Annotated in this window: 16 protein-coding genes; 2 read left to right on the top strand and 14 right to left on the bottom strand. The window is 40.9% G+C overall.

Annotated features, from left to right (window positions below; genetic code table 11):
• The 11 genes from WKU26_RS09325 to WKU26_RS09275 form a co-directional block, all read right to left on the bottom strand.
• Positions 1–363 (bottom strand): sulfatase-like hydrolase/transferase (locus WKU26_RS09325; protein ID WP_340321780.1); only part of this gene is annotated, 363 nt, incomplete at its 3' end.
• A gap of 111 nt (positions 364–474) precedes the next feature.
• Positions 475–1,971, bottom strand: coding sequence for a sulfatase family protein (locus tag WKU26_RS09320; protein WP_340321769.1), 1,497 nt, complete (start codon positions 1,969–1,971; stop codon positions 475–477).
• A complete protein-coding gene (locus WKU26_RS09315) occupies positions 1,968–3,206 on the bottom strand; it encodes a glycoside hydrolase family protein (protein ID WP_340321768.1) in 1,239 nt (412 codons plus the stop codon). Before WKU26_RS09315 ends, WKU26_RS09320 begins: the two co-directional genes overlap by 4 nt.
• Positions 3,207–3,213: 7 nt before the next feature.
• Entirely contained in the window at positions 3,214–4,665 is a 1,452-nt protein-coding gene (locus WKU26_RS09310; protein WP_340321778.1) for an arylsulfatase, read from the bottom strand.
• A gap of 347 nt (positions 4,666–5,012) precedes the next feature.
• Positions 5,013–6,389 (bottom strand): sulfatase family protein, encoded by a 1,377-nt coding sequence (locus WKU26_RS09305; protein ID WP_340321767.1) that lies wholly within the window; start codon positions 6,387–6,389, stop codon positions 5,013–5,015.
• Between the two features lie 45 nt (positions 6,390–6,434).
• The gene (locus tag WKU26_RS09300) at positions 6,435–7,484 is read right to left on the bottom strand and encodes a glycoside hydrolase family protein (RefSeq protein ID WP_340321766.1); all 1,050 of its coding nucleotides are present in this window, start codon (positions 7,482–7,484) and stop codon (positions 6,435–6,437) included.
• A gap of 292 nt (positions 7,485–7,776) precedes the next feature.
• Positions 7,777–8,922, bottom strand: a complete 1,146-nt coding sequence (locus tag WKU26_RS09295; RefSeq protein ID WP_340321765.1) for a DUF1735 and LamG domain-containing protein — start codon at positions 8,920–8,922, stop codon at positions 7,777–7,779.
• A 13-nt stretch (positions 8,923–8,935) separates the two neighbouring features.
• Positions 8,936–9,925, bottom strand: a complete 990-nt coding sequence (locus WKU26_RS09290) for a glycoside hydrolase family 18 (protein ID WP_340321764.1) — start codon at positions 9,923–9,925, stop codon at positions 8,936–8,938.
• 14 nt (positions 9,926–9,939) lie between these two features.
• On the bottom strand, positions 9,940–11,538 hold the full coding sequence (locus WKU26_RS09285) for a RagB/SusD family nutrient uptake outer membrane protein (RefSeq protein WP_340321763.1): 1,599 nt from the start codon (positions 11,536–11,538) through the stop codon (positions 9,940–9,942).
• A gap of 22 nt (positions 11,539–11,560) precedes the next feature.
• Positions 11,561–14,857, bottom strand: coding sequence for a TonB-dependent receptor (locus tag WKU26_RS09280; RefSeq protein WP_340321762.1), 3,297 nt, complete (start codon positions 14,855–14,857; stop codon positions 11,561–11,563).
• A 253-nt stretch (positions 14,858–15,110) separates the two neighbouring features.
• Positions 15,111–16,088, bottom strand: a complete 978-nt coding sequence (locus WKU26_RS09275; protein ID WP_340321761.1) for a FecR family protein — start codon at positions 16,086–16,088, stop codon at positions 15,111–15,113.
• Between the two features lie 146 nt (positions 16,089–16,234).
• On the opposite strand from WKU26_RS09275, the gene WKU26_RS09270 reads away from it, so the two are divergent.
• Positions 16,235–17,539: a sulfatase-like hydrolase/transferase gene (locus tag WKU26_RS09270; RefSeq protein WP_340321760.1), complete on the top strand. Its 1,305-nt coding sequence runs from the start codon at positions 16,235–16,237 to the stop codon at positions 17,537–17,539.
• Positions 17,540–17,553: 14 nt separating this feature from the next.
• Positions 17,554–19,005 (top strand): sulfatase family protein, encoded by a 1,452-nt coding sequence (locus tag WKU26_RS09265; protein WP_340321759.1) that lies wholly within the window; start codon positions 17,554–17,556, stop codon positions 19,003–19,005.
• Positions 19,006–19,191: 186 nt separating this feature from the next.
• Here the strand turns inward: WKU26_RS09265 and WKU26_RS09260 are convergent, their stop codons facing one another.
• The 3 genes from WKU26_RS09260 to WKU26_RS09250 all read right to left on the bottom strand — a co-directional run bounded on the left by WKU26_RS09260 (position 19,192) and on the right by WKU26_RS09250 (position 23,113).
• Positions 19,192–20,067, bottom strand: a complete 876-nt coding sequence (locus WKU26_RS09260; RefSeq protein WP_340321758.1) for a sialate O-acetylesterase — start codon at positions 20,065–20,067, stop codon at positions 19,192–19,194.
• A gap of 164 nt (positions 20,068–20,231) precedes the next feature.
• Positions 20,232–20,771, bottom strand: coding sequence for an RNA polymerase sigma-70 factor (locus tag WKU26_RS09255; RefSeq protein WP_178266329.1), 540 nt, complete (start codon positions 20,769–20,771; stop codon positions 20,232–20,234).
• 149 nt (positions 20,772–20,920) lie between these two features.
• On the bottom strand, positions 20,921–23,113 hold the full coding sequence (locus WKU26_RS09250; protein WP_340321757.1) for a DUF4838 domain-containing protein: 2,193 nt from the start codon (positions 23,111–23,113) through the stop codon (positions 20,921–20,923).
• Positions 23,114–23,379: the final 266 nt, after the last annotated feature.

The following is a 23,379-nucleotide window of genomic DNA, read 5'->3' as shown; positions in this document are numbered from 1 at the left end:
CGGCTGCGACTGGATATGCCATTTACCTACCAAACCGGTATGATAACCTGCCTGCTGCAAAGTAGTAGCCAACGTAGGAATAGAAGTATCCAAGGAATCATTCAAAGTATACAAACCATTGCGGTGGCTATACAATCCGGTGAGAATACTTGCCCGACTGGGAGCTGAAATGGAATTGGTACAAAAGCAATTATCCAGAACTACTCCTTCGGAAGCCAGCCGTTTAATATTCTCATTCTTTACATAATCGGCCAATACACCACCATAGATTCCCCATGCCTGTGAGGTATGATCATCACTTAAAATAAACAGAATATTAGGACGTTGTTCCGAAGAGTCGGCCCCTTGCTGTTGCGCCAGCATACTTCCAGAAGGAACAAGAGCCAGCATGTTTAATACAGATAAAGTTTTAAGATTCATATATTAATTATTGATTTTCATAATTCATTACCTTCTTATTGTCAAAAACAACTATTACCTGTCCCTTTTGTCTCGCTTTATTTCATCCAGCTCTTTCTGCATATTTTTTACCAGTTCCGGATACATTTCAGCCACATTATTACGTTGTTTATAATCCTGGTCCAAATTATACAACTGAATGCTTTGTGTATCTTTTACATCTTCTTCCGGTAATGTCCACCCTCCTGAGCCTTTACAATCAAGCAAAACCCATTCACCTTTACGCAATGCAAAATATCCTTTATCCGAATGATAGACTACAGATATTCTACTCACGTCCTTATCCGTCTTCCCTGACAGCACTTTCCAATAGCTGAAACTGTCTTCTGCTGCACCAGCAGGCACTCTCTGCTGAATCATTTCTGCCATTGTAGCAAATAAATCTGTAGAGCACACCAAAGCATCCGATTGCTTTCCGGAATCAACAACTTGTGGGCAAGACACAATCAAGGGTACCCGATGTCCTCCTTCCCATAAGTCCGATTTCTTACCACTCCATTCACCATTGGCACAATGACCGGTTTCAGCAATATCTTCTTTCTGCCACATGGCTCCATTGTCCGAAGTAAAGATAATGAGAGTACGGTCTGCCGTACCAGTCTGCTGTACCGTTTCACAAATACGTCTTACCGTTTCGTCTACCATACAGACAAAATCTCCGTAAGTACCCGCTTTCGAACGCCCTCTAAACGCCTCATCCACCATCCATGGAGAATGAGGAGCAGTCAAGGCAAAATATAGGAAATAAGGTTTGTCTTCTTTCGAAGCTTTCCGGATATAGTTTTCTGCCTTCTCTGTAAAATAAGAAAGACATTTCTCGTGGTGAAAATCTTCTGCCACATCTCCATGCCGGTAATGCAATCCCCTCACGGTTTTATCCGAATAGTCTTCAGCATAACGGGTAACAGGAGCAGTAGCTTTCCCGTTCTCTATATATAAATAAGGAGACATATCAAGCGAAGCTGGCAAAATACAACTATAATCAAAACCACAATCAGTAGGTCCGCCGGTAATAGGTGCTTCATAGTCAATATTCGAAGTATCTTCTACATCCCACTCACTACCGGTGTACAAGGGTTTGATACGATCCTTCTTTGTCCAGTTCAATCCCAAATGCCATTTCCCGATGCAGGCAGTCTGATACCCATTCCGTTGCAAGAACGAAGCCACTGTTTCCCTTTCCGGTTCTATCAAAGGAGAAGAATATCCCGTCAAGACCCCTTTCTTCAATTTCGAACGAAAAGTATATCTCCCGGTTAACGTTCCATAACGGGTAGGTGTACTGACAGACGAGTTACTATGTGCATCAGTAAACATTATCCCCGAAGCAGCCAACGAGTCGAGTGCAGGCGTAGGAATCTTTGAGTCCGGATTGTACACCGATACATCGCCATACCCCATATCGTCTGCCAATATATACACCACATTCAAACCAGTTTCCTGTGTTTGAGCAGCTATTTCTGTACCAACTAATGATAAAAATGCTGTTGTATAAAAAATATTTATATTCATTTTACTTTTTCCGGTTTTACTCTAATCTGTACATTAAACGAACCTCCATTGACTTTCGGATTCACCTCATCAATAGCACAGGCTGCATAAAGCACTTCCGGATTGCCTTCTTCATCTAATAAAAGCTGAGGTCGTTCCAAACGCTTTACATTCACTGTCCTTCCATCAGGCAACACCAATTGTTTCTTCATAAAAAGAGAATGTTCCGGCAATGTCCAATGAATGCCATCTTCCGAGGCCATAATTGCCAGACAAGGCTCTCCTTTTGTAAATTGTCCGCCAAAATCCTTGAATATGGCATAAAAACAACGATCCTTCTCATGATACCATACATAAGGATCTTCTGCCGATAATTTACCTTTTGCCCCTTCAATATGAAATACTGGTTCATCAAGTGGTATAAATGGTCCATCCGGTTTATCACTCAAAGCCACTCCATGTATTCCTCTCCAATGCGGATCGTATATATTCCCTTTAAAGTAAAGCAAATACTTCCCATCAGTAGGCCGATAAACCACCGAAGGATTCACTACAATCAGATTATCCGGCTTAGGCTCAGTACCTTCCGGTGAAGGATTCACCACATTATCCGGTTTCACTCGTGTACGAGGACTCAGCAAAGGTTTATCCGAATGAGTAAACTTCCCTTCCAGCAAATCAGGAAAAGACTTAAATGAAATCACCCCAATCTGCTGACTTTGCTGAATACGGTCGCGACGCGGAAGCGTATCCGCTTTTGCACGAATATGCTCATTACCCGGATCCACAGAAGCTGCATAATACAAATAATATCTGTCACCAAACTTGCGCACATGTGGATTGGAAGTGGTCTGTGCATCCCATGCCGATTTATCTTCGGTAAATCCATCCTGATTCATAAAAAATCCCAATTGACGGAATCCCCCATCCGGACGGTCGGACACAGCCAGTCCCATCTTCGAGCCAAATACCCATGCATTATTGAATGGATATTTTCCGGTTTCCGGTGCAGAATAAATCATATAATACTTTCCGTCCTCTGCTTTTGTAACCGAGGCTCCCCATACAAAATGCCCCGGTAACTGAAATGCAGACAAACCTTCTACCTTATACCCATCCGCAACCGAATCAATTTTCAAATCTACCGGTTGAGCTTCAAACGTATATTCACCTAAAGTTACTTTTTTCCCCATGCAGGAACTCAGCATACACAACACAGTTCCTACGTAACAAAATTTAATCCAATGTTTACTCATAGCTTTTTTAGTTTTTCTTCGGATAATTAGGACTATACAGCAGCGTCTTCTCACGAGTTACCAACTTTCCATCCTTTACCCATTCCTCACCACGTTCACTCAAATGGTTTACCATTGCTGCACGAAGTTCCTCCAGTTGTTTACGGTATTTACGCTCCTTCGAAACATCTTTTGTTTCTTTCGGATCCTTCACCAAGTCGAACAACTGCTCTTCTCCGGTATGAATAAACCAGATGTACTTCATCTTTCCATCCGTCAAGGCACACCAATAATTATGATCGGAATAACAAGTCGCATGTTCCATATCAATCCATCTGCGCCACTCCGGCTTCTCTTCCTGTACCAAAGTTTTCAATGATTTACCATCCATATCAGCAGGAACAGTACCTCCTGCCAAATCTACAAAAGTAGGCAGGAAGTCACGCAGTTCAACCGGATTCTCAATAGTAGAACCAACCGGTCTTACAGTTTTCATCGATTTAGGGAATTTTACAATATAAGGTATAGCTGCAGAACCTTCGTAAGCATATGTTTTTCTCCAATGATGATGATCTCCCATCATATCACCATGGTCGGAAGTAAAACAAATAATAGTATTATCGTACAGCCCTTTCTCTTTCAAAGCCTGTACAATCCGTCCTACCTGCTCATCAATGAAAGTAATTGCCGCATAATAATGCTTTATCGTATTTTTGGCATAGTCATCTCCAAACTGTCCGAATGCAGCATCCGGTTTCGCTTTCGGATCCGTTACATCAGCACCGATACTCTCACTCCAATCTCCCTGAGCCGGAGCTTCCATTTCTATATCCTTATATTTATCAAGTACACGTTTAGGAGGATCGTACGGACTATGCGGACGGGCAAACGATACCTTCAGAAACAAAGGCTTCCCTCCGTCATAGTGCTCTATAGTACGTACAGCCACATCGGCAGTCCATTTGGTAGGATGCAAATTCTCCGACAGCTTATATTCCGCAGCCGCATGATCGTTCCATCCTATTCCCGTTTCATCCGGATTCTTTCCTGGAGCTACAGTCTGAAACCATTTCCGGTAATCACTCATAAAATAAGGTGATTCTACTCTTCCGCTTTCATCCAGAATCGTCGCATCAAATCCGTGAAGAACATTCTGCGGACGCCAGTGCATTTTACCGATTCCCAAAGTAAGATAACCGCAATCGCTCAGCATCTGCGGCATTTCATAACGGTAATGTTCCGCCACATTTCCATATCCCAGCATACCATGATGCCAAGGAGACATCCCCGTCAGCAGTCCTGCACGTGCCGGTGTACTACTTGGAGAAGCAGAATAAGCATTACAGAAATAAAAGCCGTCGTGTGCCAATGCATCGATGTTCGGAGTAACAATCCGCTCATTTCCACTGCATCCGATCGCATCTCCACGCTGCTGGTCGGTCATGATAAAAATAATATTCGGTTTTTCCTGTGCCTGCATCACTTGAGGCACACATAAGGGCAAAGTCAGACTTGATAGCCAATATAGTTTATTCATAGCATATATATTAAACAAAAATACATGAAGTAACAAAGATACGAAAAACGCACGTTCTACTTACCTTTCTTTTATAAAAACAATCCAACTATAACAAATACGCAATCCTTTAAAACTATTTTTATACTTCTCGCATACATTTTACGAATACATGCTTCATTATTATGTCTTCATTTATCATAAAAAAGGCATACCGGACAAAATGATCACTCATTCTGTTTTGGTATGCCTTCATCAATTAAACCAAATCTATGAAAACTAAGTAATTATAATACTGTCTTAATTATCCTTTACTCTTTTACTTCTTTCCTCTTATCAAAAATACTCTCTGCTATAGAAAATGAACTCCTATGCTTTTCCACCATTCTATTTATTTCAGCCACCACTTCCGGATGCACATTTGCTACATCATATTGTTCCTCCGGGTCGGTACTTAAATCATACAGTTTAGGGGTATCATAGAGAACCCTCTTATCTTTACCATAAGCCGATTTATCCATATAATGAAGTTTATATTTCCCCTTTCTGGCCGCATACAACAGACTTCCACGGTAAAAATAAAATTCATCACGAGGCGATTGCTCCTTACTGTTCCTTAATACACCCACAAGGCTTTTTCCATCGTATATCACTCCGGAAGGTAAATCAACTCCAGCCAGCTCACAGCATGTAGGCAACAAGTCAAGCGTACTTCCCATTTGTGTGACATGCCCCGGAGAAATCATATTTCCCCACATAATACAAGGCACCCTGAATCCACCTTCATAATGAGAATTTTTCCCATCTTTCAACGGCCCAGCCGAACCAGCCTGGTCTTTATAAGGTAACCATGGACCATTATCCGAAGTGAATATTACCAATGTATGCTTATCCAGTCCCAGTTCCTTCAGTTTATCAAGAATACACCCTACACTCCAATCTATTTCTTCTATGGTATCTCCATAATTTCCTCCATCCGATTCCCCTTGAAAAGGTTCGGAAGCATAAACAGGGAAATGAGGCATCGGATGCGCCAAATACAAGAAGAAAGGATTTGCCTGATGAGTATCTATATAACGGAGAGCCTTATCTGTCAGCCTTTTAGTCAATAAAGTCTGGTCTGGTTCCCGTTCTATCTCTTTTTCCTGTTCATATACCACCAGTTCATAAGGATAGTTTACATTTCCCAGTTTGACCTGTTCCTTCCGACTCATATCATTAGAGAAAAGCATACCATAAAAATAATCAAACCCATGATCAAGCGGTCTATATCCCGGCAAATGCCCCAAATGCCACTTACCTATGCAAGCAGTATGATAACCGGCATTTTTAAGCAGTTCAGGAATTGTGATTTCCTCAGCCGGCAAACCTTCCGGTGAATCAGGAAATAAAACTCCCCGCTCATTTCCATACATTCCGGTACGTACTCCCAATCGTCCGGTCAGAAGACCGGCACGACTCGGCGAAGAGACAGACGAAGACACATAAAAACTACTCCACTTCTGCCCCTCTACCGCCATTCTGTCCAGATGAGGAGTCTTAATCGTAGGATTTCCAAAACAAGACAAATCCCCATATCCCATATCATCGCAATTGATTACAATGATGTTCGGCTGTTTCTCTGTACTCGCCCAAGCACTTCCTATACAAGAAAGAGCAATAGAGGTAAACATTAATTTTTCTCTCATATACATTTCTCCGTTTTATCGTAATAAAAATTGTAATATTCTTAATTATTGCTGAGGAAAAAATACAATAAATGAATCATTTCCTTTTTTTACCGCAAACGAAATCATTTTTACCTCACCTTCCTCAATATATACATAAGGACGTTCCATATTATCAACTTGCATCACAGTTCCGTTTCCCAATGGAATTTCCTTTTTACAAACCAGATAATTTTTAGCCTTATGCCAGTTTATACCATCTTCCGAAGTTATCAAACCTATAAAATCTCCTCCGTGTGCATGAAAAATCGCATAAAACCTTTCCCTATTCTCATCAAACCACACACAAACATCTTCTGTAGGTATATCTGCAAATGCAGGCTTATCTTCTAAGACAAATCCTCCATCGGGATCAGAAGAAGATCCTACCGCCTGAATCAGTCTTCTCTTTGCAGCTAATTTGTCATCTCCCTTGATAATCAAATAAAACCGTCCTTCTTTTCCTTGACAAACAGACGGATTTACTGCCACATTTTTAATCGGTCCTTCCGGTTCCAGCAAAGGTTTTTCACTCCTTATCCAAGGACCATTCAGAGAACTCGATACTGCTACTCCTGCTCTCTGATGAGACCGGAGCAAGTCCCAATCCTTATGCGAATAACCGACTTTTCCTATTTCATCCAATTTATACTTATCTATTTCCACCCCTCCTGTATTTGTAGAGGTATAATACATATAATATTGATTGCCAAACTTCCTTACTTGCACATTATGAGCCGTCACTGCATCCCAAGCTCCTTCTCTTGCTTTCAATGCTGTTTCTTTATATAAATATGGTCCGGACATAGACTTTGATACTGCATGAGCAATCTCTGAATGAGTAAGCCAGCCACAAAACCCAATAGACTTAGGCCAACGGGAATAAAATAAATGATACGTACCTTCTTCGTCTTTTATAATCGAATTACACCAATGAAAATATCTCTGATCTCTCATAAAAGATGATTCACTCACAGGTTTTATTAAAACCGATAAATCCAAATCATCTGTTTTTTGAGCAAATAAAACCGTACTTTCCAACCAAACAATCAGAGCCGATATCAATAGTTTTCTCATAATTTCAATATTTATCGTTACTCATAGAATATTTTAATCCAAAATCAACTTATATATCTTATTTACGATATTCTATATCTTTCAGTTTACCAGATTATCTCCACTTCAATCTTATGCTTACCCTATGCAGATCATCTTTCAAGATAACATATATTATGTCCCTTCAAAAACCAAAGTAACCTTATGACAATTATATTAAGAAAGGCATACCTCATAGTTGATATTAAACCATCCTATTTCGGTATGCCTTTACGTTTTAAATTAACCTATCTATGAAAAAAAAGCAAAGCTTTTATTCTTCTGTATCGGGAAAACGAACACCAGACTCCCAAGTAGCTTCCATTTTCAACTGTCCGTCTCTACCATCATGACCACTATGGTCTTTAATCAAAGTGCCGCTTCCTTCGTTACATTTCCAATATACCTCCAATCCCGGAGAATCAGGAGATACCACATACATATTGTTTTCGATTTCTGCCTGACTACGGGCTACCGACCATACACGTAACTCACTTACTTTACCTTTCAAAGAATAAGTGGATTTTTCATCATTCGAAAAAACAATTTTCTTAAAATCGAAAACTTCTCCCGGAGCTGCATGCGGATAAGTAAAGTCTAATTTACCATCTACATACAGACGTAAGTTAGCACCATCGTAAGTAAATGCCAGATGATACCATTTTTTTGCAGTAAAACGAGTAATACTCTGCGGCTTACCGGCACCTACTTTTGCCTGGAACTGATTCTGATCACAAGTCACATCCCCAAATCGGGTATATACAGCAACTTTACCATCTAAACCAGTAATTTTCCACTGAGTCACATTATTACGGTTAAAAGCATCCATACAAAGGTTCCATTCCAACGTCCAGGCACTCAATCCGGTCAAAGGTTCGGGAGGAGTTACAGCAATATAATTCCCAGTTCCCAAATAAGGTACAGTAGTTACAACCACCTGATCAATCAGGATCATCAGTGAAGAAGAAGCCTGTAGCACATCTGCTCCCGAAGCACTTACAATCGATACCGGAATGGCATACTTTTTCGTTGCATCTACTCCTTCATCAAAAGGCTTGATTATCAAATCTACGGGAGCAGAAGACACTTCCCCAGCCTTTATGGTAGCTTGTGCTTCCGAGAAAGAATAATATTTTTCGGGAAGCAACTGATAGTCCACTCCATTTTTTGCATTATAAGCCTGCAAAGCAGCCGCATCAAAACCATAGTTTACAGTGACATCTCCTTCTGCCGGAGCTCCCAATCGGGAAGACAGACGAGTACTGGCCCCTTTATCGTCTATGGTTACGCGTTTTGCCTGCGCACTTTGTGCATCGGTCAGATACACACCATTTTCAATGATATCGTATTCAGATTGGCAGGCTGTAGTCAAACTACCTACAGCCAAAGCCAATATTGCTAATTTTAATTTATTTCTCATAATACATTAGATTTTAATTATTTGGATTAGCCGGATTCATAATCTGAATAGCCTGACGCAAAAATTTATATTCCGGGTTATGGGCATATTCATATTCCATATGATAAGTTCCGCAACCAGCCTTTTTACCCTGTTCTGGATTAAAGCGAGCCATCCCCTGTAAGGAATTCATAATATTTCCATCCTTATCCCGATAATTAGTAGTTCCTCCAGTCTTCCAAAGAGATTCAAAATTTTCCGTAAAAATATATTGTTCAGGCTTCCATCCATTTGCAAACGCATTATTAAATCTACTCTGCAAATCACTATCCCCACGAGAAGAATAAGCTTGAACAATACCATAATCAAATAAAGCAGACAAACCTTCATTCAAGTGATAAGGTACACCATCAATAACCAACAACTTACCAGTTCCAGAAGCTGGACCTAATCTTTCACTCAACTTACGAACAAATATTTCCATATTATCCATATGACCAGGTCCAGAAACCAATGGACCAGATCCTCCAAATCCTGGTTCATAATCCAAATCCAAGCCATCATATCCATATTTATATACAGTGTCACACATTGCTGAAGCATACGCTTTTATACCTTCAGGAGTTGCATCAAAAGGCTCTGGTATTCCGTGTGCAAAAATTGTAAACAACACTTTTGTTCCAAATTTTTCCTGTACATAACGCATATCATTTATCTTAGTTTGCGTTAGATTAAAAGCATGTTCATTACCCCAAATGGCAACAAGATCTACACTATCAGGCACACTTCTCAAAGAACCGCGCGCAGAAGTTGAAGTTCCTCCATTCCAAAATCCAAACCATCCAAAAGCAATTTGATGATCACTTTTCTTATAAGCTCTCAGCTTTTCATAATATTCTTCCGATTTAGGAGTTCCCTGCAAGTTCTGAATCACTTCATTTTCGGGAATGGTCCAATCATCGCAAGCCTGCAGAGCCAATCCCAATCCGAAACACAAACCAATTGATTTTATTATATTTTTCATACCTGTTCTGTTTATCAATTAACCGATTTATTTTCCACATCCCACCAAAGACGAGTACCTCCATGATCCGGACCACCCAACAATTCTACTGCTTTCTGAATTCCATCCGGATTCAAAGTATATTCCGACTTGGCAAAAGGCATACGACGGATCTGAATATCCGTATCAATGGTACCGGCACTGTTGTTTATTTTCACAGGGAACAACTGCGGATAGCCTGTACGGCGATACTCTGTCCATGCTTCCTGTCCATTGGGGAACATGGCAATCCATTTCTGTGTAATGATACGTTCCAGATTCTTGTCTTTTGAATCACCCTCATTCCATGCAATGGTAATATGACTTACCGCATTGATGTTGTTCGAACTGGTCAATGGGTCTACATAGTTGGCAGCAGTCTTTTCCGAATCTGTCATATAAGTATCCGGACTTCCGGCACCCCATTCGGCAAACGACAGCGTAATTCCCTGTTTATAAGCTTCCTCGGCATCCATTCCCATGTTCCATCCACGTAAAGCACCTTCCGCTTTCAGGAAAGCCACTTCTGCCGCATTCATCCAGACAATCGGTGTATTGCTTTGAATGTTCGGACAAGAATATCCCAAGCGTGAATCCTTATTCGAGTCCAAATTAATACCTGTACGCAAAGCAAAATATCCTTCCTGCTCTTTTACCTTACCCGGAGAAAACATCTTGCCCAAACGCGGGTCGTCGTATCCATCCAATACAGAGAGGAAAGAAGCTCCCATACGGATATCCTGATAACTTGCCCACATGGTCCAAAGCTGGTTAATCACTTCATTAGCACCTACACTCTTCACTCCGGCATTGTCGTCGTTCGAAGTAATCAACCCTCCTTGTGCAGTTACCGCTTTCTCCGCTTCCTGCTGTGCCACATCCGGCTTGATATAAGCCAAACGCATGGCCAGGCGAAGATGCAGGGAATTGGCAAATTTTATCCATTTGGCATAATCTCCTCCATATACCAGGTCGTATTCTGCCATAGGTTTGGAACCCGGATTATTGGCTACAAACTTGGAAAGGACTTCCACCGCCTTGTCCAATTCTTCGAAAAACTTCATATATACCGCTTCCTGGCTGTCGTAAGGAGTAGTCATTGCTCCACTACCCACTGCCAGATAAGGAATCGGTCCCCACATATCCGTAAAGCGATGCATAGAAGCAATCTTCAGAATCTGTGCCCATTGGTAAATATGAGAATTTTCATCTCCCTCTGTATTTTTCTTTATTTCCATATAGGCACCAATTGCCTGGGTATATACCTTTTCATAAGGAGAGTTTAACCAGTTATCCTGGAAAAAATAAGTCGCATTGTTCTTATTACTGTTAAAATTGGTCGGTATAGCCAAATAGCCCGAATAGATATCTCCTATCAGATTCTCAGACAACTGAAACTGATTGTTATGGGTAGAAATTACATTTCGCTGCAACTGAGGGAAGAAAGCTCCAATCTTTACATTGTCCCCATCCAGCATATCATCAGTAGCCTCGTATGGTGGTATATTGTCGAACCATCCGGTACAAGCTGTCATCGACAAAGCGCCGGCGAACAAAAGACTTTGGCTAAAAAGTTTTATCTTAGAGTTTTTCATATCTGTATTTTCAATTTATCCGTTAAAAATTCATACGTACACTAAAGCCTACGTTACGCATACTGGGCTGCATAAAGTAATCCAATCCTTGGTAATAGGTTCCGGTAAAGGCAATGGCTTCCGGATCGAACGGTGCCTTGTTGTAAATCATCCACAAGTTACGTCCTACGAAAGAAACGGTCATATCTACCTTTTCATTGAACCATTTCTTAGGCAAATTATAACCTATGGTCAACTCCTGCAAACGTACATTAGTTGCACTGTATACATAGTTAGACAACATACCGGTATCGCCGTTACCAATGTATTCATAAAAATACTGGGCATCCATTTTTCCGAAGTTCACCGGTACACCTCCATTGTCGCGGGCAATGGCAGAAGCTTCCGATACCCCAAAACGGTCCAAAATAGCCTGAGTAGCCGACATCACTTCACCACCGATACGGGCTGAAATCAGGAATCCCAAGCTGACTCCCTTCCAGGAGAAACTGTTGCGGAAGCCAAGATTGAAATCAGGATTGGCATTACCTACTTTCTGAAGTTCTTCTACTGTCTGCAACTGATTGCTGTCCGGATCTACATAGATGAATCCGTTGCCGTCTTCACGCAGACGGTTGGTTACATAAAGATCACCCATCGAGCCGCCTTCTTCCAGAATCATACGGTAAGTACCAAATTTAGCCACTTCCAGACTTGGAATGCTGATCAATTCTCCGGTAGTAGGATCGGGATAATTGCGAACCAGCTCGTTGATACGGTTGCGGTTCATACTGAATGTCAGTTGTGAACTCCAGTTTACGCCACCAAAGTTGTCTTCGTACGACAACATTGATTCAATACCCCAGTTCTCGATATCTCCTGCCTGAATAAAGAAAGTAGAATATCCGGAAGATGGAGAAGCCTTCGCTTCAAAAGTCTGGTTGTAGGTATTCGATTTGTAATAAGTAAAATCGAAGCCCAGTTTTCCATTGAAGAACTTCATATTGGTACCTATTTCGAACGACTTGGTACGTTCTGCTTCCAACTCAGGAATCGGCATGTGTGTATTAGTCTGGAACTCTCCGTTTGAGTTGTAACCATAAGTAGGAATTGTCAGATAACGGGAAGGAGCATTACCTACCGAACTGTAAGAACCTCTCACTTTCCAGAAAGTCAGCCATTCCGGCAGTTTTACCATTTCAGTAATCACTCCCGAAAGACCTATAGAAGGATAGAAGAACGAAGTATTCGGAGTATTCTGCAAAGCCGAAGCCCAGTCGTTACGAGCTGTAGCACTCAGGTATACCATACTTCTCCATCCCAATTCAGCACTGGCAAATACAGACTGGGTCTGTTCTTTCCAACCATCCTGTTTAATACGGGAATTATTGGCATTTAAATCCACATTGTGCAAGGTAAAAAAGTTAGGAATCATACTAAGTTGTCCTTCTGCCCCGTTTCTTTCATAACGGATGTCCTGAATGCTGGCACCGATATTGGCTGTCAAATCAAACTCATTGAAACGTTTGTTGATATTCATCAATACATCCGCATAAGTCTGTCTGTCAATATCCGTATAATCTCCATAATATCCTTTACTTTGGGATAATTTCGCATCTGTACCTGCATACAGTTTTTTGGTATGTCGGGTGATGGCATTGTCAATACGCACACGGCCACTGATATCCAGCCAGTCGAATACTTTATATTTCAATCCGGCATTGGCCATGTAGCGGTCACGATCGTTGTTGAACATATTCCGTTCAGTAATCCAGTATGGATTCTGCATGGTCATACCCATTTCTCCATACGGCCAGTACTGTGTCATCAACTGACGACCTTCGTCATAGCGCTCGAACATACGGTAAGGAGTAAAATCCTCGCCGCGTGGGAAGAGGTAAACCGGTACCAACGGATTGAAATACTGACCTTGCGACATCATATTCTGGTCTTTCTGCAGCACATAGCTGAAACCCAAATCCATGGTCATACGGTCGTCGAAGAAATTGGTAGAGTTGCGTACCGTAAAGTTATGACGCTGGTATTTGTTGTTCGGAATAATACCTTCTGAAGCGGTGGTAGAAGCCGAAGCAAAAGTCTGGTTCTTTTCCGTACCCAACGAGATAGACAGCGAAGTAGTGGTATTGTAACCGGTACGGAAGAAATCAGATGGATCATAATCGGACGGAGTATCCAACTTTTCTCCCCAGCTGGTAAATTCTCCCGGCTTGTTTCCATACGTATTTTGGAAACGGGGCAATACAAACGGTTTGGAGAAATCGGTATTGTGTGCCAAGGTAATTTTCGGTTTACCTGCTGCTCCTTTTTTCGTAGTAATCAAGATGGCACCATTGGCTGCATTGCTACCGTAAAGAGCGGCAGCCGAAGGACCGGTCAGTACCGACATGCTCTCGATATCTTCCGGGTTGATATCCGCAATACCTTCTCCTTTCGGTGCAGTTGTAAAAAATCCCTGACCAGCCTCTGCATCACCACCATTGGTATTGTTCAAAGGCACACCATCGATGACATACAGTACGTTGTTGCTCTTACTGATGGATTTGGCACCACGCATTACCACCTTGGTAGAACCACCGATACCACCGCTACTGTTAATTTGCAAACCGGCTACCTTACCTGTCAGTGAGTTGACAAAGTTCGCATCCTTTACAGCAGTTACTTCATCCGATTTCAACTCAGTCAGGTTATATCCCAAGGCTTTCGATTTACGTTTGATACCCAAGGCAGTGACTACGACTTCTTCCAACACTTCGGTATCGGCTTTCATAGTCAGATTATACACATTGCTTGCCTGTACTTTTACATCCTGAGTAGCATAACCTACATACGACACTTCCAATACATCGCCTTCTGCCACTTCCAAAGAGAAATTACCGTCGAAATCGGTAATAGTACCTACTCCCGGCTTTCCTTTAATCATGACATTGACACCAATCATCGGCATCTGACTTTCGTCGATAATCTGTCCGCTTACCTGCTTGATTTTCCCCTTCTGCTGTTTTTCTACAGGTTGCAAGATGACATAGTTCCCCTCCAGACGATAAGAGAATCCGGTGCCTTTCAGAATCTGGCTCAAGGCTGTATCCAATGTGGCATCAGACAAATTGAGCGAAATTACCTTATTGGCTCCCAACTGAGATTCATTGTAAGCAATAGAAGTTTTAGACTGTTTTTCTACTTCTTTTAAGGCTTCCTTTAATGTGAGTTTTTCTTTTTTAATAGATATTTTATGAGCATCCTGTGCCCAAAGAACTGTTTGAGAAAGCATCAAACAGCTAAATAATGTTACTGCTTTTGCTCTAATTCGATATTTATTCATATCTTGCTAAAGTTTTTAGTGTTTAACTTCATAATATTACTATTCATACCAACGCATTAAGGTAAAATGCTAAAGACTTTCCATTTCATATCCGGAAACAAGGCGGCCTCCTTTTTCCGGATACTTTTTTTCATACGCACATCTTTATATCATTCATATTTTAGTTTTTTAAGTTTTTGAGTTTTTAAGTTTTTTAGTTTGATTGTCTGATAAAAAAACTCAAGAACTAAAGAACTCAAAAACTTAAAGCAACTCACTCTATATAGCAATCTTGTCCTTCTATCCGATAACTGAAATCTCCTACTACAGACTGTATAATTTTCATGATCTCATTGAAGGATGCGTTTCCGGAGAAACGGAAGTTATATTTATCCTCATTGAAACGGTTCGGTGCAGAATGGAATTGAACATTGAACTTACGTTGCAACATTATCGACATCTCCCTTACCGTCACACTACGGAAGACCAGTTCTCCACGCTGCCAGGCTGTAGCATCTACTACATCTACTTTTGCCAACGAGCTCTCTCCTGTGGTTCTATTATAAGAAACCTGTTCTCCCGGTGATAAAATATAATCTTTTCCTTCGTTTCCGCAAGCTACCTTTACCTTTCCTTCAAGCAAAGTAGCTTCCATATTGCGGTCGTCGGCATAAGCTCTTACATTAAATTCTGTTCCTAATGCCGTAACCGACATTGTACTGGAACGTACAATGAACGGTTGTTCGGCATTCTTCTTTACCTTAAAATTAGCTTCACCTATTAAGAACACGGTACGTGTGCTTCCTACAAACTTCTCAGGATAAAGCAACAAACTGCCTGCATTGATATGTACCATGGTTTCATCCGGCAATTTGATAAGTTGCATTTCTCCCGGAGCTACATACTTCTCTATCGTTGCTACATCGGCATACTGTTTTTTAGTCCATACATGAGCCGTATATACAGAAACCATCAACACCGCTACAGCTGCTGCATAGCGTAATGGTCTCAGCCAGTAATTCTTTTTCTGCATCGATACCCGAACACCGGCTTTTCCATATACCCGTTGCAATTTATCCTCTAAATTCAATTCTGTACTGCCTTTTACGTTTGTCCAATACTCATATAAGGCAGAATCCTTTTCTTCGGCATGCTGTTCGTTGGTCAGCCATCCGTAGAACTTACTTTTCATTTCTTCATCTTGAGAAGAAGAAGTAAAAAGGTTTATAATATCTTTAAAATAATTTCTCATTCTTTATCGCGATTATATTCTAAAAACAATCCATATAAACAGACTACGCAACCAACTTTGAAAAAAATTTCTACAATGGTATTATTCTTTCCTAAGATGAGTAGTAACAAAGTCTCAGTTGTTTTATTTATAAAATCCAATTTACCATGAAAAAGACAGCATATTTAAGTTTTTTATTGCCGGCTCTTTCAAGTTCCAATATTTATGCACAGACAGAGCACTGTCCTAATATCGTATTGATTATGGCAGATGATTTCGGATATGAATGTATCGGAGCCAATGGAGGAGAGTATCAGACACCCAACATCAACAGACTTGCAGAAGAAGGAATCAGGTTTGAGAACTGCCACTCCAACCCGCTTAGCACGCCAAGCAGAGTACAACTGATGACAGGGAAATACAATGTGCGCAATTATATCTCCTTTGGAGAATTAGACCGCAAAGAAACTACATTTGCCAACTTATTGAAAAAGGCAGGATATACAACCTGTATCGCAGGAAAATGGCAGTTGGGAAAAGAAAAAGATTCTCCACATCATTTTGGTTTTGATCAAGCTTGCTTGTGGCAACATACCCAAAAGGCTGTAGACGCACAAGGAAATGACACACGCTATACATATCCGGTAATGGATATCAATGGAGAAAGTTTCGAGTTTTCAGAAAAAGATTTCGGACCCGATATCGCGTGTAACTATATCATCGATTTTATCCGGCAAAATAAAGAAAAACCTTTTTTTGTTTATTATCCGATGATGCTGACACACTGTCCCTTTGTGCCCACTCCAGACTCCGAAAACGAATCTCGACAACGTTCTGCTACATACAAAGGAAATGCCGTCCATTTTCCGGACATGGTAAAATATACAGATAAACTGGTAGGACGCATTGTAGACGAAATAAACCGACTAAGCCTGAGAGAAAACACGCTTATTATATTTACCGGAGACAATGGTACAGACAAACCCATTGTAACAATGCTGAACGGAAAACCTTACCCCGGTGGAAAAGGAAAGACATTGGACTCCGGAACCCATGTCCCATTAATTGTATCTGCACCGGAAGGATTAAAAAATACAGTCAATACCCAGTTGATTGATTTTACAGATTTCCTGCCAACTCTTTGTGAAGCTGCTCACATCCCTCTTCCCACAGACAAAGAACTGGATGGAAAAAGCTTTTATCCTCAACTAAAAGGAGACACAACCCATGCCAGAGAATGGATTTACTGCTGGTATGCCCCCAGAAAAGTATACGACACTCAAGCTGCCGTATTTGCAAGAAACAAGCAATACAAACTTTATCGCACAGGAGAGTTTTATGATATACAGACAGACTTCGACGAAAAACATCCTATCCCTCAGTCACAAATGTCGGAAGAGCAAAAGAAAGTGGCCAAGGCACTGAAAGCTGTGATTGACAATTATGAACCACTCGCAAAACTTAAAAAATAAATTATACTTTAATTATGGAAAAGACTTTGAAGCTATGTAGCCTGCTGCCTCTATTTGCTGCTTCCTGGGGCTACGCACAGACAAACAATTCTCCCAATATTGTTTTAATTATGGCAGACGACCTGGGATGGGGAGATGTAGGATTCAATGGAAATACTAATATCCAAACTCCGTGTATGGACAGACTTGCATCCGAAGGAGTTGTTTTCGAACATTTTTATGCCGGTGCTCCTTTGTCTTCACCCACACGTGCCAGTGTACTGACCGGAAGAAATGCATACCGTATGGGAGTATTTGCCCCTAATGTAGGTATTCTCCGACCGGAAGAAACGACATTGCCGGAAATATTGAAAGAAAAAGGATATGCGACCGGACACTTTGGGAAATGGCATCTGGGAACACTGACCTGTAAGGAAATAGATGCGAATCGGGGAAGACCGGAAAACAAGCACTTGCTCAATCCGCCTGCAGAGCATGGATATGACGATGCCTTTGTAACAGAATCGAAAGTGCCGACCTTCGACCCTATGAGAGCTCCCCTGTCAAGCGACGGACGTTTTTGGGATTATCTGCCCGAATACGAAGAAACCAAAGCATACGGTACTTATTATTGGGATATTGAAGGGAATAAAGTAACAGAAGGACTCCGGGGAGACGACAGCCGGATTATTATAGACCGTACATTACCGTTTATCGACAAAGCCATCGGAGCACAGAAACCTTTTCTGGCTACCATCTGGTTTCATACTCCTCACCTGCCTTGTGTAGCCGGTCCGGAATATGCTGCACGCTACCAGAATCTGCCTTTAAAGGAAAGAAACTATTACGGTTGTATCACAGCCATGGACGACCAGATAGAACGGCTGGTACAATATCTGAAAATAAAAGGAGTATACGACAATACCATTATCTTCTTTTGTAGCGACAATGGTCCGGAACTGAATACTCCCGGTACAGCAGGGAACTTTAAGGGTAAGAAACGTTCGCTTTATGAAGGAGGCATACGGGTGCCGGCTTTCATGATAGACGGAAGAACACAAAAAACCGGAAAGATAACGCAACCTTGCAGTACATCCGATTATCTTCCAAGTATACTGGAACTGGCTAATATCTCCACCTCGGTACCTTACCAGCTGGATGGAGAATCGTTTGTACCATTCTTGAATAATTCTGATATTCAACGCCAAAAACCATTGGTATTCTGTTCCGGTACACAAGGGGCTGTAGTAGACGGCGGATATAAACTTTATTACAACCAGGGTACCACCGAACTGTATGACCTGAAATCAGATCCTTTCGAAAGAACAGATGTCAGTCGCACTTATCCGGAAATCAGGAAAAAACTTTCCGATTGCCTCTGGAAACAGATGAAATCCTTCCGACAATCGTTCGAAGGAAATGAATATGGAACCCAGTCTGTAGAAAGAATGAATCAGCAATGGGAAGATATCAGTAAAAAGAAATAGAACAGGCCTACGGATATTCAGTATAAAAGAAAGAAAAAACAACAGAAACATAAGGTGTCTCCTTGCAGTGAGACACCCGTCTCTTTACAATGGTACGACCGTCCCACTCCAATGAGACGATCGTACCATTATAGTGGGACGATGAACAAATCACATCATTTCTTTGTAGAATGAAATATAAATCATTTATTTCCAACACTTCGAATTATCGTAAATAGCTTTTGCAAAACGTTCTCCAAGAGTAAGAAGTCCAAATGTTCCTAAATGCACATCGTCCTGCGGTACGGGAGTCTGATAATCGGTGCGTTTCATCTGCAAGTCATCTCCTTCTACAAGGATTGCATTTTTTACAGAAAGAGGAGAGCAGGCTCCTTCAGAAACCTCTATCTGTGCCTGTCTTACCAATTCTCTTCCCGGAAAGCGAATGGCCGGCATAGGAATAACTTCTCCATATATAAATAACATATCGGGAGCTTCCAATTCTTTACGTATCTGTAAAATGAAGTTCCGAAGATTATTTCCATACATTCTGGAATTATCTAATCCTGCAAGTTCTCTTGCATCTGCCTCACCTTGTTGCCATACCATGGCTCTGATAACAGGACGATAACCTTGTGCTTTCAAATCATTCAAAGCTTCCTGCACGGTATTTATAAACTTTTCGTATTCCGGACCTCTTTTTTCTCCACTTCTATTTCCCGGATTCCATTGACTGTACAGGTTAGAACCGGATAATGCATGTTTAATCAATGCTATTTCTCTATTGGGAAAATATTTTTTCAATGCAGTACCCATACTGAGTTCTACTCCAAACTTTTCTTTTGTTTCAGAAGCCGAACATAAAGCCCTCCATTGTCCGCCTCCTTCTCCTTGATTCAGAAATTTTGAATAATAGAAATGTACCCTTTCGTCTGTATGAAAGGAAGAAGGAATATTTTTTACTATACCTTGTCCTGTGGCATTAGATTGTCCTCCTATCAGAAATACGTCTACGATGTTTTGGGCAAACATCACCCATGGCAAAGCTACAACTGCCAATAGTGTCAAAAATCTTTTTTTCATAGTTTCTATATATGATATAAAATAATTTATACTTTATATAAAAACAATTCATACAGAGATATTACTCAATTTTCAAACCGTTAAAAAACAAATGATAGCAAAAAGAATTTTTATAAACGATTCTTTTTGCTATCATTTGTTTTTAAATTCAGACTTTTACTTTATCATAACGAACAAAGTAACATAAACATTGATATTACTTTTTTCAATTCCTTCAAGGCCAGATACACATGGCGCTCCACGGTACGGACAGACAAATCGAGTTCTTCTGCTATTTCTGCATGCGTTTTTTTCTGGAAACGGCTCATCACAAATATCTTTCTACGCTGTTCGGGCATGTTTTTAATAGTCAGCTCGACCAGAAGTTTCAGTTCTTTTGCATAAAGACTATTATGTATTTCGCTCTCTTCATAATAATCGGACAAGTTGATCTCTTTCTCTGCCTGAAATTTCTGTTCAATGGCCTTATGCTTTAAAAAATTGAATATATGATTGCGGGTTAAAGTATAAATAAAACTGTTCCGGGTTTCCGGATTTTCCCAAGCCTGAAAATCATTCAAAAGTTTCACAAAAATATCCTCGGCGATGTCCTCTGCATCGTCTTCCGACTGTAAAATCTTTGCAGCAAAAGCTTTTACTTTAGGATACATTGTGCGAAAAAGTGCTTCAAACTTTTCTTTTTCTTCTTTTGACAGTTCGTTCATTGTGCTTAAGGTTCAACACTGTATTCAATTATAAAATGAATGGGAACAAATTTACAGAAAACATTACAAAAAACAAAAAAACATTGCCACTTGCTCTTCCTTTATTAAGAGTAAGCGGCAATGTCTACCTTATTGTATTTTATAGGGAGTTATCTTACGGTTACTTCATCGATAAAGAACCAGGAAGGATTGCCTACTCCATAATGCCAGGTAGGACAGACTTTGGTACCTGTTACTTCGACTTTCAGATAACGTGCTTTCAAAGGTGTCTGAGATTCGGCTTTCACACCTCTGTACATTACCATTCCGGCACGCTCTTCGGGCATTTCAATGGTTTCCCAAGGATGATAGGTCTTTCCGTCTTCCGAATAGCTGTAAACCACCTTCAGAGGGAATAGAATCCATTGACCGATCTGATGCAGGAAGTCGGTTTCGATGCTTCTTACCTCCTTGGTTTCACCCAAATCTACCACAAAAGCAGCATCCTTGCCTTCCCAGCCTACCCAGCTTTCCATAAAGGAAGCACCACCAAACAGACCGTCGGTCAAGGCTGTTTTACCAAGTTCTACATACTTGCTTTCCGGATTTACCAGATAAGTGACAGTGGCACCCAAAGCCAAATTCTTTTCTGTACTTGGCATATAGCGTTCACGGTAAAGTTTGCAGTAATCCAATGCACGGTTATTACGTTCATTAATAGCCGGATTATTAAAATGCTTAGCTTGTTCCTCAAAATAATTCAGTTTCTGAGCCACTTCATCAAAATCTTTTTCCTGCTGTGCACGAAGAAGTTCCAGTTCTGAATAAAGCAAGGAAAGACGGGTGCGGCGAACACGGTCCAAAGCTACAGGATCATCGGCTACCGCTGCTTCGGCCTTATCGAAAATAGCCCGATAACGTTTCATCAGAACAGGATTCAGCATACCTTCTTTATGAGATACCGGAGAGTCGTAAATCCACAGACGATGACCACTTCCCCACAAAGCACCCTGAACCAGCTGGATATACTGATACAGATAATCGGAAGCAGCTCCATAATAAGACTTCAGGAAATGCTTAATCACACGGTCTACATCTACATCCGGATTCCACATCAGTTTGGAAGCAATGTAGGAACGAAGTTCTGCAAAATCACCTCCATAACTGCTGGCTACTTGTGAGAAATGCATTTTTACATGATGGTCGCGGAATGTACGGATGTTATCCTGCATAATATAGAGATTAGGGAAAGGAGACAAATAACAGTCGAAGTTGATTCCGTAATCCCAAAGGAAAATATTGTCTGTAATATCCGACCATCCCTTCAAAGCCTTCATGAAATACTGACCGCTGGCATTTTCTGTCAGAGAGACTTCACGGTCGCAGTCGATGTCGCAAAGCATCACAACCACATTTGGCTCAGGCTTGACATTCTTGGGAGGATTCATCGTATAAAGATAAGCCAATGTAGAAATTTCCTTATCTGGGAAACGTTTGGCAAGCTTATTCATAAAATAAATCAAACTGCCCGAAGGAGAACCGGCTGCATCGTCAAGCTTCTTGCATTCCGGACAGGTACAGTTGGTATTGTTACCGTCGTTCTGGCTCACACTGATGATTTTCTGATCAGGATTGGCCTTGAAGATAGAATCGATGCGCTGGGATACGATTTCGAATACCTCCGGATTGGTAAGACACCATTGTGCTCCCGGATGACGCTTCCCATCGAAATAGGCATAATATTCAGGATGTTTCTTGCCGTATTCTTCTACAGGGAGAAGACGGTGGAAGGTATGTACCCAATAATTGGCTGCAAAGACTTCATCAGGCTGCTCCAGACGATACCACCATTTGTATAAAGAATCGGTAGCCAATGCATAATTCTGTGTCTGACGGTAACGGAAAGCAGGATTGTCGGTCTTCTCGATGGAAGGAAGGGAAATAGTTGTACGCTTTTCCAGATTGTATTCCCCATTGCCCCAGTAATCTACACCCAGATAATCTTCCAAAAGAGATACTACACCATAGACAGGGCCGTTGTCTTTTCCTGTAATCACCAGTTTACCACCGGTAGTAGAAAGCTGATAGCCGTCTTCCTGCAAAGAAGAAGAAGTGGAACTGCCTATCAGAATATCGCCTTGTCCGGCTTTGCCCTTCTCTTTGATATCCAGTTTGCAACCGCTGATTTTCTGAACGAAATCCTGCAAGATAGTGGCTGCCGTACGGTTCACTTCAGTACGTTCGGCCAATACAATTTTTGATTTACTTTTCCCCTCCTTTACCAAATCTACCTGAGCGGAAGCAGAGGCTCCCATAGAAATGGCCCCCGAAAGCAATAAAAGTTTAAAGATGTCTGTTTTCATAAGTATTTAGTTATTAAGTTTTTAAGTTTGTGAGTTTATAAGTTTGTAGATTTACTGCATCAGCAAACTGAAAAACACGTTTTAGCTCTTAAGTTTTTTAGTTTATAAGTTTATGAGGTACTACATTAGCAAACTCACAAACTAAAAAACTCACAAACTTATTTCATCAATATATCCTCGGCCGGTAAAATTACAGAGATTTATTATATGGCAAATGATTTTTATAAAGATTTTATATCGAATTTGCATTAAATAAGAAAGAATCA

The sequence above is a fragment of the Phocaeicola sp. HCN-40430 genome, from assembly GCF_037890285.1.
Lineage (GTDB): Bacteria > Bacteroidota > Bacteroidia > Bacteroidales > Bacteroidaceae > Phocaeicola > Phocaeicola acetigenes.
The sequence above is the reverse complement of the archived record's forward strand: the minus strand, read 5'-3'. Positions and strand labels throughout refer to the sequence as shown.